Source organism: Nocardia sp. GCM10030253 (genome assembly GCF_042675075.1).
Taxonomy (GTDB): domain Bacteria; phylum Actinomycetota; class Actinomycetes; order Mycobacteriales; family Mycobacteriaceae; genus Nocardia.
The window spans coordinates 103,080-116,174 of record NZ_JBHTDL010000011.1 but is presented as its reverse complement, the minus strand read 5'-3'; the positions used below and the strand labels follow the sequence as shown (position 1 = coordinate 116,174).

Annotated in this window: 13 protein-coding genes; 10 read left to right on the top strand and 3 right to left on the bottom strand. The window is 68.8% G+C overall.

Going from position 1 to position 13,095, the window contains the following annotated elements:
- Positions 1–3 precede the first annotated feature (3 nt).
- Both ACFQZZ_RS24985 and ACFQZZ_RS24980 read right to left on the bottom strand, forming a co-directional pair.
- Positions 4–534, bottom strand: coding sequence for a carboxymuconolactone decarboxylase family protein (locus ACFQZZ_RS24985; RefSeq protein WP_378685448.1), 531 nt, complete (start codon positions 532–534; stop codon positions 4–6).
- An 84-nt stretch (positions 535–618) separates the two neighbouring features.
- Entirely contained in the window at positions 619–1,449 is an 831-nt protein-coding gene (locus ACFQZZ_RS24980; RefSeq protein WP_378685445.1) for an SDR family oxidoreductase, read from the bottom strand.
- A gap of 74 nt (positions 1,450–1,523) precedes the next feature.
- Between ACFQZZ_RS24980 and ACFQZZ_RS24975 the strand changes: the two genes are divergently transcribed.
- The 8 genes from ACFQZZ_RS24975 to ACFQZZ_RS24940 are packed head-to-tail and all read left to right on the top strand — an operon-like array spanning position 1,524 to position 9,663.
- On the top strand, positions 1,524–3,101 hold the full coding sequence (locus tag ACFQZZ_RS24975) for a methylmalonyl-CoA mutase family protein (protein ID WP_378685442.1): 1,578 nt from the start codon (positions 1,524–1,526) through the stop codon (positions 3,099–3,101).
- A complete protein-coding gene (locus ACFQZZ_RS24970; RefSeq protein ID WP_378685439.1) occupies positions 3,101–3,538 on the top strand; it encodes a cobalamin B12-binding domain-containing protein in 438 nt (145 codons plus the stop codon). Before ACFQZZ_RS24975 ends, ACFQZZ_RS24970 begins: the two co-directional genes overlap by 1 nt.
- A complete protein-coding gene (locus tag ACFQZZ_RS24965) occupies positions 3,523–4,479 on the top strand; it encodes a TIGR03564 family F420-dependent LLM class oxidoreductase (RefSeq protein WP_378685436.1) in 957 nt (318 codons plus the stop codon). Before ACFQZZ_RS24970 ends, ACFQZZ_RS24965 begins: the two co-directional genes overlap by 16 nt.
- Positions 4,476–5,522, top strand: a complete 1,047-nt coding sequence (locus ACFQZZ_RS24960) for a CaiB/BaiF CoA transferase family protein (RefSeq protein ID WP_378685434.1) — start codon at positions 4,476–4,478, stop codon at positions 5,520–5,522. Before ACFQZZ_RS24965 ends, ACFQZZ_RS24960 begins: the two co-directional genes overlap by 4 nt.
- A 9-nt stretch (positions 5,523–5,531) precedes the next feature.
- Positions 5,532–6,935: a class I adenylate-forming enzyme family protein gene (locus ACFQZZ_RS24955; protein WP_378685431.1), complete on the top strand. Its 1,404-nt coding sequence runs from the start codon at positions 5,532–5,534 to the stop codon at positions 6,933–6,935.
- Positions 6,913–7,818: an acyl-CoA dehydrogenase family protein gene (locus tag ACFQZZ_RS24950; protein ID WP_378685429.1), complete on the top strand. Its 906-nt coding sequence runs from the start codon at positions 6,913–6,915 to the stop codon at positions 7,816–7,818. Before ACFQZZ_RS24955 ends, ACFQZZ_RS24950 begins: the two co-directional genes overlap by 23 nt.
- The gene (locus ACFQZZ_RS24945) at positions 7,805–8,893 is read left to right on the top strand and encodes an acyl-CoA dehydrogenase family protein (protein WP_378685426.1); all 1,089 of its coding nucleotides are present in this window, start codon (positions 7,805–7,807) and stop codon (positions 8,891–8,893) included. The genes ACFQZZ_RS24950 and ACFQZZ_RS24945 overlap by 14 nt, the downstream gene beginning before the upstream one ends.
- A gap of 2 nt (positions 8,894–8,895) precedes the next feature.
- On the top strand, positions 8,896–9,663 hold the full coding sequence (locus tag ACFQZZ_RS24940) for an enoyl-CoA hydratase/isomerase family protein (protein WP_378685424.1): 768 nt from the start codon (positions 8,896–8,898) through the stop codon (positions 9,661–9,663).
- Positions 9,664–9,701: 38 nt separating this feature from the next.
- Here ACFQZZ_RS24940 and ACFQZZ_RS24935 read toward each other — a convergent pair whose 3' ends face one another.
- Complete coding sequence (locus tag ACFQZZ_RS24935; protein WP_378685421.1) at positions 9,702–10,466, bottom strand: SDR family NAD(P)-dependent oxidoreductase; 765 nt, start codon at positions 10,464–10,466, stop codon at positions 9,702–9,704.
- Between the two features lie 52 nt (positions 10,467–10,518).
- Between ACFQZZ_RS24935 and ACFQZZ_RS24930 the strand changes: the two genes are divergently transcribed.
- Positions 10,519–11,955 (top strand): class I adenylate-forming enzyme family protein, encoded by a 1,437-nt coding sequence (locus ACFQZZ_RS24930; protein ID WP_378685418.1) that lies wholly within the window; start codon positions 10,519–10,521, stop codon positions 11,953–11,955.
- On the top strand, positions 11,948–13,093 hold the full coding sequence (locus ACFQZZ_RS24925) for a thiolase family protein (RefSeq protein ID WP_378685416.1): 1,146 nt from the start codon (positions 11,948–11,950) through the stop codon (positions 13,091–13,093). Before ACFQZZ_RS24930 ends, ACFQZZ_RS24925 begins: the two co-directional genes overlap by 8 nt.
- Positions 13,094–13,095 lie beyond the last annotated feature (2 nt).

Genomic DNA, 13,095 nt, shown 5'->3' with positions numbered 1-13,095 from the left:
GGGTTACCTTTCGTGTTCGGGCGTGACGCCGAAGGTGTTGAACGCCATGGCGAGCAGGCTGTACCCGCCGACCGTGAAGACCAGATCCATGCGCTGGGGATCGCTGAGCTGGTTGCTGAGCGCTGTCCAGGTTTGGTCGGATAGCGTGGATTTCTCGAGCAGTTCGTCCACCGCGTTGATCACGACGCGGTCGAATTCCGCTGCGGCGGTGCCGTTCCGGACCCCGGCGATATCGGCTTCGGACAATCCCGCCGTGGCCGCGAACCCGGCGTGGTGCTGCCACTCGTAGGCGCAGTTGGTCCGGTGCGCGACGCGCAGGATCGCCAGTTCGCGGATCCGCGGCGGCAGGCTGGAGCGGAACAGCAGATACACGCTGAAGCCCAGGAACGCCTCGGTCAGATCCGGGTGGTGGGCCAGCACCGACATCGCGGGGCCGGCACCCTCGGGGTTGCGGCGTTCGACGGGCAGCAGTGTGCGAAACGCGGCGCGGGTGCGGTCGTCCCAGCTCTCGGCCGGCAACGGAGGCAGGCGCATTCGTATCCTCCTTGCGAGAATATGATTCTCCTAAACTGGACAACAGATTTCCACGCCGGTGAAAAATAGTCAACGTGCAGCGGTTCAGTCGAGGAACATGTCCGGGATCGGGTGCGTGCCGCCGCCGTACCCGGCCAGGTCCGGCGCGCCGGATTCGAGCAGCAGCGGGGCGTCGACGTAGCAGTTGCCCGTGCTGTCCCGCGCTGGGCGGGAAAGGATTTCGGCTGCCGCGTCGCCCATGATGCGAGGGTCGCGCGAGGAGGCGAGTAGTTCCGCGCCGTCGGGCATGTTGGCCACGGCGGAGGTGGCGATATAGGTCTGCGGCCACAGGCAGTTCACGGCAATGCCGTCGGCGGCGAACTCGGCGGCCCAGCCCAGCGACAGCAGTGTCATGCCGTACTTCGACTGGGTGTAGGCCGGATGTGCGCCCAGCCAGCGCGGACTCGGATTCAGCGGCGGAGAAATGGTGAGCACGTGCGGGTTCGGAGCCCGGCGCAGCTGTGGCAGGCAGGCCCGGGTCAGCAGGAACGTGCCGCGAAGATTGATTTCCTGCATGAGATCGAACCGCTTCGCGGTCAGCTCGGCGGTAGGCGCGGTGGCGATGGCGCTGGCGTTGTTGACGCAGAAGTCGATGCCGCCGAAGTGATCCATGGCGGTCGCGGCCGCACGCGACACGTCCGCTTCGTTGCGGACGTCGCCGACAACCGCGACCGCCTTGCCGCCGAGGGCCTCGAGTTCGGCCACCGCGGTGTGCACCGTGCCGGGCAGGCGCGGATGGGGTTCAGCGGTCTTGGCCAGCACGACCACATTGCCGCCTTGCTGTGCGACCGCCCGCGCGATGGCCAGTCCGATGCCCCGGCTGCCGCCGGAGATGACCATGGTGCGGTCCGTGAAAAGTTGCTGCTGGCTGGTCATTATTCTCCTCGGGCCGGTGCGTTTGCGCTTGATGGTATTGGCATTCTCCATTTCTGCAAGTACCGTATTCAACAATGAACGACCATGTCACCACCGCATCCGGCATCCCGCTGCGGCCGGTCTACGGACCGGACGACCGGCGAGCCGACCCGCCCGCGCCGGGCGCGTTCCCTTTCACTCGCGGCAACTTCGCTACCGGTTACCGCGGCCGGCTGTGGACGTTCCGGCAGTACTCCGGATTCGGGACCGCCGAGGAGTCCAATCGCCGCTACCGGTATCTGCTCGAGCAGGGCGGCACGGGGCTGTCGGTGGCACTGGATCTGCCCACTCAATGCGGTTACGACTCCGACGATCCGGAGGTGGGGGAGGAAGTGGGCCGGGTCGGCGTCGCCGTCGACACGCTGGCCGACGCCGAGGTGCTCTTCGCCGACATTCCGCTGGACAAGATCAGCACCAGTTTCACCATCAACGGCACGGCCGCGATCCTGCTCGCCATGTATGTCGCCGCGGCCGAGAAGCAGGGCGTGCCACGCGAAAAGCTCACGGGCACGATCCAGAACGACATTCTCAAGGAGTACGCCTCGCGCGGTACCTGGATCTGGCCACCGGAGCCCTCGCTACGCCTGATCGCCGACACCATCGAGTTCTGCGCCGCGGAGGTGCCGCGGTTCAACGCGATTTCGGTGGCGGGCGCGCACTTTCGCGACGCGGGCGCGAACGCGGTGCAGGAGATGGCCTTCACCCTCGCCGACGGTGTGACCTACTGCGACACCGTGGTCGAACGCGGGCGCATGAGCATCGACCAGTTCGCGCCGCAGATCTCGTTCTTCTTCTACACCCACGGCGACTTCTTCGAGGAAATCGCCAAATACCGGGCGGGACGGCGGCGTTGGGCCACCATCGTGCGCGAACGCTACGGTGCGAAAGCCGACAAGGCCTCGATGTTCCGCTTCGGCTGCGTGGCCGGCGGGGCGTCGCTGTATGCCCCCCAGGCCCAGAACAATCAGGTGCGGGTGGCTTACGAGGCCATGGCGGCGGTGCTGGGCGGGGTGCAGTCGATGTTCACGGCCGCGTGGGATGAGCCGTTCGCGCTCCCCAGCGAGGAGTCGGCGACCATGGCGCTGCGCACCCAGCAGATCCTGGCCTACGAAACCGGGGTCACCCGGGTCGCGGATCCGCTGGGCGGCTCCTACTTCGTCGAGGCCCTTACCGACGCGACCGAGGAACGCATCATCGAGATCATGTCCGACCTGGAAAACCATGGCGGCATGGTCCGTTCGATCGAGGACGGCTACCTGCAGGGCATGATCGCCGACGAGGCGTACCAGCTGCACGGGGAGATCGAACGCGGCGAGCGCCCGGTAGTCGGGGTGAACCGGTTCGTCTCCGAGGAACCCGCGCCGGACATCGCCACCTATGAATTGGACGCCGAAGGGCGGGACCTGCAGTTGAAGCGGCTGGCCCGGGTGAAAGCCGAACGCGATCCCGCGGCCGTTCGCATCACGCTGGCCGCACTGTCGCGCGCCGCTGAAGGGACCGAGAATCTAATGCATCCGCTCATCGACTGCGTCAACGCTTACTGCACGGTCGGCGAGATGAGCGCCGCGCTCAAGGACGTCTGGGGCGAGTTCCAGCAGCCGGTGGTCTTCTGATGACCGCGCGCGTACTGGTGGCCAAACCCGGCCTGGACGGTCACGATCGCGGCGCCAAGATCGTCGCCCGCACCCTGCGCGACGCCGGCTTCGAGGTGATCTACACCGGCATCCGGCAGCGCATCGAGGACATCGTGTCGATCGCGCTGCAGGAGGATGTCGCGGTAGTCGGCCTCAGCATTCTCTCCGGCGCACACGTGGCGCTGACCACCCGGGTGGTGGACGCGCTGCGCACCGCCGGCGCCGGCGATATCGCCGTGGTCGTCGGCGGCACCATCCCGGGCAGCGATGTCCCCAAATTGCTGGAAGCCGGTGCGGCAGTGGTCTTTCCGACCGGCACCGCACTTGATGTACTCGTCACCGAGATTCGGGCATTGACGGGGGCCGCCGCCCCCGGACACGGGCAGACCGCGGAGGAATCGTGCGTATCGGAGTAATGATCGGCCCGGAGAAGGGTGACACCGCGCGCAAGCTCTCCCGTATGCTGGCCGATATCGAATGGGCCGAATCGGCGGGAATGGACACCGCCTGGATCCCGCAGCTCCCCACCGACTTCGACGCCCTGATCACCGTGGCGCTGATGGGATCGCGGACCAGCCGGATCGAATTGGGCACCGCCGTAGTGCCATTGCAGGCGCAGCACCCGATCGCGCTCGCCCGGCAGGCGCTGGCCGCGCACACCGCCGCCGGTGGCCGGCTCGCGCTCGGGGTCGGGCCGTCGCACCACTGGATCGTGCGGGACATGCTCGGGTTGCCCTACGACCGGCCCGCTGCCTACACCCGCGACTATCTCGAGGTGCTGAACGCGGGGCTGAGCGGGCCGGGCCATGTCGCGGTGGAGAACACCTCGTTCACGGTCCGGAATCAGCTCGACCTGGGGCCGGTGGAACCACTGCCGTTGCTGATCGCGGCGCTCGGTCCGGTGATGCTGCGCATCGCCGGCGAACACGCCGACGGCACCATTCTGTGGATGGCCGACGAACGTGCGATCGCCGACCACGTGGTTCCCAAGATCACCGCGGCGGCCGCCGGCGCCGGCCGGCCCGCACCGCGTATCGTCGCCGGTCTGCCCGTATGCCTGTGCCGCCCAGCCGAAGTCGACGAGGCGCGGGCCCGCGCCAACCGCATCCTGGGTGAGGCCGAGGTGTCGCCGAACTATCAGCGACTGCTCGAGCAGGGCGCTGCCCGCGATATCGGTGACCTCTGCATCGCCGGCGACGAGGACGCCATCGCGGCCGGCCTGCGCCGTTACGCGGCGGCGGGCGCTACCGATCTCTCGGTGCGGCTGCTGCCCCTGGGCGACGATCGGGACGCGCTGGTGGCTTCCAAACGCCGGACCCGCGAGATGATCGCCACGCTGGCAAAGGAATTGCGGTGACCGCGCCCCTGGCCGGTATCCGCGTGCTCGAGGTCGGCACCATGCTGGCCGGGCCGTACGCCACACTGCAGCTGGCGGATCTGGGCGCGGAGGTCATCAAGATCGAACCACCGGCGGGCGACATCTCCCGCCAGGTCGGCGATTCCTACTTCGCCTCTCTCAATCGCGGCAAGCGCAGCCTCCGCCTGGACCTCAACGACCGGGCAGGCCAGCAGCGGTTGGGCGAACTGGCGGCGGAATCCCATGCGCTGCTGGTGAATCTGAAGCCGTCGGCGATCCACCGGCTCGGGCTCACCTACGACGCGCTGCGGCGCTGGAACGAACGGCTCGTCTGCGTCGCCATCACCGGTTTCGGCCTGGACGCGGGCGATCATCCCGCCTTCGACTACGTCATCCAGGCGGCCACCGGCGTCGCGGCACTGACCGGTGACCCCGCCGGACCGCCTACGCTGCCGGGATATTCGGCGGCCGACAATTCCACCGGCCTGACCGCGGCGCTCGGCCTGCTGGCCCAGATCGTGTCCGGCCGGGGCGGGCAGGTGCAGGTGTCGCTGCGCGATGTCATGCTCTCGCAGCTGAACTATCATGCGTCCGCCTATCTGAACACCGCCGCCGTCCCGCAGCGCCGGCCGTTCGGCGCTCATTCGTATTACGTTCCCGCCCAGCTGTTCCCGACCGCCGACGGCTACCTCGCGTTGTTCATCACGCACGACGGCTTCTGGAAATCCTTCGCCGGGGAGACCGGTATCGAAGGGTTCACGACGATGACCGAGCGGGTCACCCGGCGCGCGGAGGTCCTCGCGGTCGTCACCGAGGCGCTGGGCGCCGATACCGCCGACGGGTGGGAACAGCGGCTGCGGCCCTTGGGTGTTCCGGCCGCGGCGGTGCGGACGCTGCCCGAGGCGCTGGCGGCCGCACCGGACGCGGTCGTGGCGGCGGGCGGCTACCGGTTGATCGGCAGTCCCATCCGGGTCGGCGGCTACCGCCCCCGGTACGGAGCACCGCCGCGGCTGGGCGAGTACGGCGATTCGCAGGCGGGGTAGGGCCGGGGCATGACGGATTCGGTGGCGCTCGCTTTCGAGGAGTGCGAGTACAGCCTGCCGCACCTCGACGCACTCGCCGGTGGACTCGCCGCCGTCCTGCGGGCCCGCGGCGTGCGCAGTGGGGACCGGGTCGCGCTGATGTCGTCGAATCGGCCGGAATTCGTGATCGCCGTGCACGCCGTCTGGCGGCTCGGTGCGGCGGTCGTACTGCTCAGCCCGGCCTGGAAGCAGGCCGAAGTCGAACACGCCTTATCGATCACCCGGCCCGCGTACGCCGTGGGGGATCACCCGGTCCTGGCCGGGTTGATGCCGATGCTGTCGCTGGAGGAGCCCATCGCGGCGGCCTCCGGGGTCCATCCGGCCCCCGAGCCCGGTGCCGATGGGGTGCTGGTGTTCAGTTCCGGCACAACAGGTTTGCCGAAGGCGGTGCGGCATACCCATGCTTCGCTGGCCGCGGCCGTCGAACACTGGCGCGCGGCGCTGCGCTTCACCGCGCAGGACCGCATCCAGGTGCTCACTCCGCCCTCCCACATCCTGGGGCTGCTCAATATTCTGCTGGCGCTGCGGACCGGGGCGTGGCTGCGCCTGCACCGGCGGTTCGATCTGGACCTGATGCTGCGGCACATCGAAAAAGACCGTGTCACAGTGGAAATGGCGGTCGCGCCGATCGCGTTGGCGCTGGCCGCGCATCCGGATCTGGAATCCTATGACCTGTCCTCGCTGCGCTACATCATGTGGGGCGCGACGCCTGTCTCGGCGAGCGTCGCCGAGACCGTCACCAGGCGCACAGGTGTCGGGTGGCTACCCGCCTACGGGACCAGCGAACTTCCGGTCATCGCCTGTAATCCGGTCGGGCGAGCGCGCCTGGACAGCGTCGGCCGCCCGGCGCCCGGGGTACGAGTGCGTGTGGTAGCGCCGGAGAGCGGAAAAGTGCTGGGGCCGGGCGAGATCGGTGAGATCCACGCGCGGTCGCCAGGCCTGATGGCCGGGTATCTGCCCGAAGCCGCGACCGCCTCGGTCCTGCGGGACGGGTGGTACCGCACCGGAGATATCGGCGCCCTCGATGCCGATGGTTGGCTGCGGCTCACCGACCGGCTCAAGGAACTGATCAAGGTGCGCGGCTTCCAGGTCGCGCCCGCCGAGGTGGAATCCGTGCTGCACGCGCATCCGGCCGTGACCGACTGTGCGGTGTTCGGCGTACCCGATACCGCCGACGGCGAGGCGATCGTCGCCGCCGTCGCGGTATCGGAGGCGATCGGCCCCGACGAGCTCATCGAATATGTCGGCGCGCGACTCGCCTCCTACAAACGGCCGCGCCGAGTGGTGTTCGTGCCGCGGATTCCCCGTCTTCCCTCCGGCAAGGTTCTGCGCCGGGTTCTGAAGGAGCAGTATGGACGTACGTCTGACGAGTGAGCAGCGCCAGCTGCGCGCTGCCGCCGCCAAACTCGCCGATGATCTCGGCCCCGGATCCGTCTCGGATCTCGCGGACAGTGCCCGGATCGCCCGGCTGGAAAAGGCCGTCGACACAGCGGGCTGGCGCTCCCTGCGCTCCGACGGGGCCTCTGGTGTCGAAATTGCGCTCGTGACAGAGGAATTCGGCCGGCGACTGGTCGATGTGCCGTTCCTTGGCCCGGTCCTCGCCGACGACCTGCGCGGGTATGGGCTCGACAACGATCGGCGCTGGACCATTTCGGCGGGTGACCGGGCCGTGGACGCCCGCGACTGCCAGAGCGTGCTGGTCCTCGACGAGCGGCGCCTGCTGGCCGGCGAGATCGGGCCCGGCATCGAGGGAGCCGATCTGACCCGCGCGGACGCCGAGATCCGCAAGCCCCTGCGTCCTCTCGCCGAACTCCCGGCCGAACAGGCCGAGCGGTGGCACGCCCTGGCACTGGTAGCCACTACCGCCGATCTGGTCGGTATCGCGCGCGGCACGCACACGCTGGCCACCGAGTACGCGAAAGTCCGTGAGCAGTACGGCAAGACGATCGGTTCCTATCAGGCCGTCGCGCATCTGCTCGCGGAGGGACTCGCGCTCATCGAGGGTTCGATCAGCGTGCTGCGTCATGCCGCCTGGGCCGTGGACGAGCTCGCCCCGGCGGAGGCGGTGCGCGCCGCGCGCATTGCCAAGTTGTACTGCGCCCGCGCCGCGCGCACCGTCTCCGAGTCCGCGATCCAGGTGCACGGCGGTATCGGCAATACCTGGGATTGCCTCGCGCATGTCTATCTGCGGCGGGCCCTGGTCTCGACCGAACTGTTTCCCGTCCGGCTGGAGGAAATCGACTGTGGACTTTCGTGATTCATCGCCGGAGGCCGCGTTCCGGTCCCGGCTGCGGGACTGGCTCGGCGGGGTGGCGGGACAGTTCCCCACCTCCGGTGACGAGTACTGGGCCAAACAGGGGCAGTGGCACTCCGCCCTGTACGAGGCCGGATTCTTCGGGCTGTCCTGGCCGACGCACCTGGGCGGGCAGGAGTTGCCGCCGGTGTACGACGTCATCCTCGACGAGGAGCTCGCCGCGGCGGGCGCGCCTCCGCGGCCCAGCCTCGGCTATCTGGTGAGCGGCCTGGGCCGGCACGGCAGCACCGACATCCAGCAGCGCTTCCTGCCCGGGATGATCGACGGCAGCGAACGCTGGTGCCAGGGTTTCAGCGAACCCGGCGCGGGTTCGGACCTGGCCGCGCTGCGCACCACCGCAACCCGCTCGGGTGACCACTACGTCATCCACGGTCACAAGATCTGGACCAGCTACTCCGATGTCGCCGACTGGTGTCTGCTGCTGGCCCGCACCGACCAGGAAGCGCCTCGGCACAAAGGCATCTCGGCGTTCGTCGTCTCGATGAAGCAGCCGGGGGTGCGGCAGCGGCCGCTGCGCATGATCAGTGGCATCACCACCGAGTTCGGTCAGGTCGAGTTCGACGGTGCGGTCGTTCCGGCCGATCAGATGGTCGGCGCGCCCGGCGAAGGCTGGAAGCTGGCCATGACCGTCGTCGGCCACGAACGCGAGCCCGCCACCCTCGGCTATGCGGCGCGCTACGGAAAACTGGTGCGGCAGCTGGCCGCTCGGGCCGAGGGCACCCCGCCGCCCGAACTCGCCTGGGCCACCGTCGAAACCGAGATGCTGCGCCTGCACGTCCGGCGGCGGCTGTCCGAACAGCTGGACGGCGTCTCGCACGGCCCGGAGGGCTCACTGGACAAGCTGCTCATGACCTGGGTCGAGCAGTCGGTGGGCCACGCCGCGCTCGCCGTCACCGGAACCCGCGACCCCGAACTGTTCGGGGCCTATCTATACAGCCGCGCGCAGTCCGTCATGGGCGGCACCTCGCAGATTCAGAAGAACATCATCGCCTCACGCATTCTCGGATTGGAAGTCTGACCGTGTACGACCTGCCTGACGAAATCACCGTCGAAGCCGACGGCGCTCTGCGCATCATCACCCTGAACCGGCCGGACGCGCTCAACGCCGTCAACGACGCGCTGCACACCGGGCTGGCCAAACTGTGGCCGCAACTGTCCGACGACCGCGACGCCCGCGCGGCCGTGCTCACCGGCAGCGGCACCGCCTTCTCGGCCGGCGGCGACTTCGAGTATCTCGCCGAGCTGGCCCGGGATTCGCGATTGCGCACCAAGACCGTCGCGCACGGCCGGGACATCGTGCTCGGCATGGCGCGCTGCCGGGTGCCGATCGTGACGGCCGTGAACGGTCCAGCCGTCGGACTGGGGTGCAGTCTGGTGGCGCTCAGCGACATCGTCTACATCGCGGAGACCGCTTATCTGAAGGATCCGCACGTGCAGGTGGGTCTGGTCGCGGCCGACGGCGGCCCGCTCACCTGGCCCCTGCACACCAGCCTGCTGCTGGCCAAGGAGTACGCGCTCACCGGTGCGCGCATCCCCGCCGCGCGGGCCCGGGAGATGGGCCTGGTCAATCACGTGGTGGCCGACCCGCTCTCGGAGGCGCTGGCCTGCGCCAAACGGATACTGGGACTGCCGCAGCAGGCGGTCGAGAGCACCAAGCGACTGCTGAACCTGCACCTGGAACGCGCGGTCCTGGCGGCTCTCGACTACGCCACCACCGCCGAGGAGATCTCGTTCCAGCACCCGGATTTCCACGCCATCATCGAACAGCTCACGGCGAAGAAGAGCTGAAACCAACTGTGGCCCCGGGCTTCCCGGGGCCACAGATGTTATTTCGGCGGGAAACGCAGCGCGCCGTCGAGGCGAATGACCTCGCCGTTGAGGTAGTCGTTCTCGATGATCGACTGCACCAGCTGTCCGTACTCGGGGGAGCGCCCCATGCGGCGCGGATGCGGGACCTGCTTGCTCCAATGGGCTTCCAGCTGGTCGGCCGCCTTGCCGTAGGCCGGGGTGTTGAAGGTGCCCGGCGCGATGGTGACCACGCGGATGCCCAGCGGCGACAGGTCACGCGCGGCGACCAGCGTCATTCCGACAACCCCGCCTTTGGCGGCGGCATAGGGTAACTGCCCGATCTGGCCCTCGTAGGCGGCGATGGAGGCGGTGTTGACGATGACGCCGCGCGAACCCTCTTCCAGCGCCCCGGTTCTGGCGATGGCCGCCGCGGACAGGCGCAACACGTTGAAGACCGCGGTCAGGTAGAACTCGATGGTCGTGCGGAAACCGTCGAGCGGCAGCGGCGAGCCGTCCTTGCCGACCAGTCGGCCGCCGCTGGCCGGGCCGCCGTGGGTGTCGACCGAAATCCGCAGTGGGGCCAGCGATTCCGCGACCGCGATGGCGGCGAGCACCGAATCCTCGCTCGTGGCATCGGTGTGGACGTAGCGGATGCCGAGTTCGGCCTCGAGCTCCTTGCCCTTGTCGTCGGCGACGTCGGCCACCACCACCTGGGCCCCGGCGGCGTGCAACCGGCGCACCGTGGCCTCGCCCAAGCCGCCGGTGCCGCCGACCACCAGGGCCGAGCTTCCCTTGATCTGCATCTCGCGTCCTCTCTTGCAATTAACGCTCTCGTTCGGAGAGAATAACATTCTCATGAACATCAACATGATTCTCGATATGGTGTCCGCCGGCGGCGACCGCGCGGTGGTGACGGCCGCGGGTCGCTCCCTGACCGCAGCCGAGTTGTCGGCCCTGTCCCGGCGTGCGGCAGGTCGCTTCCGGGGGCATCCGGCGGTGCTCTACCTGGGTGTGAACCATCTCGCCTATCCGGTGGCGCTGTTCGGATCGGTACTGGCCGGGGTTCCGTTCGTGCCGCTCAACTACCGGCTCGGCGCCGAGCAGCTGGATGCGCTGGTCGCCCGTCACCCCGGTGCGCTGGTGTTGCGGCCGCAGGATCTGGACGCCTTGGTGGAAGCCGATGGGGGACAAGATGTTCCGGAGCCGGACGACCTCGACTGGGGCGGTGAGAGCGTCGCGGTCATCATCTACACCAGCGGCACCACCTCCGCGCCCAAGGCGGCACTGCTGCGGCACCGGCACCTCATGGCCTACGTGCTGAACACCCTCGAGTTCGGTTCTGCCGCCGAGTCGGACGCCACGCTCGTTTCGGTGCCGCCATATCACATCGCGGGCCTGACCAATCTGCTGTCGAACCTCTACACCGGTCGCCGCATCGTGTACCTCACGGCCTTCGACGCCCGGGAATGGCTGGAAACCGTTCGGGCCGAACGGGTCACGCACGCCATGCTGGTTCCCACCATGCTGGCGCGCATCGTCGAAGCCGTCGGCGACGCCGGTGCGCGCACCCCCAGCCTGCGGAGCCTGGCCTACGGCGGATCACGCACGCCCCGGCCGGTGCTGGAGCGGGCGCTGCGCCTGTTCCCGGACACCGGGTTCGTCAATGCCTACGGGCTCACCGAAACCGCCTCCTCGATCGCGGTGCTCGGCCCCGAGGAGCACCGGACCGCCTTCGCCTCCGCGGATCCGGCCGTGCGTGATCGGCTCGGCTCCGTGGGCCGTGCCCTGCCCGGGATCGAGATCCAAATCCGCACGGAGGCAGGCGAACCCGCCGGACCAGGCGTGCCCGGCCTGGTGTTCGCACGCGGATCGCAGATCTCCGGTGAATACGGCGGCCGCAGTGCCCTGGACTCCGAAGGCTGGTTCCCCACCCGGGACCTGGGCCGGCTCGATGCCGAGGGCTATCTGTTCATCGAGGGCCGCGCCGACGACACCATCATCCGCGGCGGCGAGAACATCGCGCCCGCCGAGATCGAGGACGTGCTGCTCGAGCATCCAGGTATCGCCGAGGCCGCTGTCATCGGCGTGCCGGATCCCGAGTGGGGGCAGCGCCTGGTCGCGGTCCTGGTCGGCGCCGGTGACCCGGAGGAGATCAAGCGCTGGGTGCGGGCCCGGCTGCGTTCGTCCAAGACACCCGACGCCATCGTGTTCCGCCCCGAACTGCCCAAGACCGAAACCGGAAAGCTGTTGCGCCGCAACCTGGTCGCCGAACTGGAGAGCTCCCATGCCTGAAGCCGTCATCGTATCCGCCCTGCGCACCCCGATCGGCACCGCCCGGCGGGGGACGCTGCGCGACACCACCGCGTTCGATCTCGCCCACCATGTGGTTTCGGCCGCTGCCGACCAGGTGGGCGGCCGGCCGATCGACGATGTGATCCTCGGGGAGGGCCGCTACGGCGGCGGCGTGCTGGCCCGGCACGCGGCGGTCACCGCCGGACTCGACACCGTCCCCGGTCTCGCGCACAACCGGCACTGCGCCGCGGGGATGGCGGCGGTACAGACCGCGGCGGCCTCGATTCGCGCGGGCATGGACGAGGTGATCATCGCCGGCGGTGTGAACTCCGATTCCACCGCGCCCAAGGCGCGATTCCGGACCGGCGCCGACGAATGGACCGATCCCTGGGTTTCGCCCACCCACCCGGACCGTCCCGACGCGCCGAACCTGGACATGTCGATCACGGTCGGCTGGAACACGGCGGTGAAATACGGCCTGACCCGAGAAGAGATGGACGCCTGGGCATTACGGTCGCACCGCAATGCGATCGCCGCCATCGACGCGGGGCGTTTCGACGCCGAGATCCTGCCCATCGACACCCCGCACGGGCGGTTCGCTGTGGATGAGCATCCGCGCCGCGCCACCAGCGCCGAGCAGCTGGCCGCGCTCAAACCGTTGCATCCGGAGATCGAAGGTTTCAGCATCACGGCGGGCAATGCTTCCGGAGCCAACGACGGGGCGGCCGCTCTGGTCATTGCCAGTTCCGCGGCCGGACTTCCGGCGCTGGGCACCATCCGCTCTTGGGCCTCGGCCGGAATCGATCCGGCGCTGACCGGCTTGGCGCCGATCGCCGCCATCCGCAAAGCCCTTGCCCGCGCCGGTGTTTCGATCGGTGACATCCAACTGTTCGAGTTCAACGAGGCGTTCACCTCGGTGCCGGTCGCGATGATCAAGGAGTTCGGCCTCGATCCCGACCGGGTGAACGTGAACGGCAGCGGCTGCTCGCTGGGGCATCCGGTGGCGGCCACCGGCGCGCGCATGATCGTCACCATGGTGCACGAATTGCGGCGTCGTGGTGGGGGACTGGGTCTCACGGCACTGTGCGCCGGCGGCGGTATGGGATCCGCGACGCTGATCGAGGTGCCCGCGCGGTGACC

Coding starts and splice junctions, on each gene's coding strand:
- ACFQZZ_RS24985 (WP_378685448.1), bottom strand. CDS start 534: ATGCGCCTGCCTCCGTTGCCGGCCGAGAGCTGGGACGACCGCACCCGC.
- ACFQZZ_RS24980 (WP_378685445.1), bottom strand. CDS start 1,449: ATGACCAGCCAGCAGCAACTTTTCACGGACCGCACCATGGTCATCTCC.
- ACFQZZ_RS24975 (WP_378685442.1), top strand. CDS start 1,524: ATGAACGACCATGTCACCACCGCATCCGGCATCCCGCTGCGGCCGGTC.
- ACFQZZ_RS24970 (WP_378685439.1), top strand. CDS start 3,101: ATGACCGCGCGCGTACTGGTGGCCAAACCCGGCCTGGACGGTCACGAT.
- ACFQZZ_RS24955 (WP_378685431.1), top strand. CDS start 5,532: ATGACGGATTCGGTGGCGCTCGCTTTCGAGGAGTGCGAGTACAGCCTG.
- ACFQZZ_RS24950 (WP_378685429.1), top strand. CDS start 6,913: ATGGACGTACGTCTGACGAGTGAGCAGCGCCAGCTGCGCGCTGCCGCC.
- ACFQZZ_RS24935 (WP_378685421.1), bottom strand. CDS start 10,466: ATGCAGATCAAGGGAAGCTCGGCCCTGGTGGTCGGCGGCACCGGCGGC.
- ACFQZZ_RS24930 (WP_378685418.1), top strand. CDS start 10,519: ATGAACATCAACATGATTCTCGATATGGTGTCCGCCGGCGGCGACCGC.
- ACFQZZ_RS24925 (WP_378685416.1), top strand. CDS start 11,948: ATGCCTGAAGCCGTCATCGTATCCGCCCTGCGCACCCCGATCGGCACC.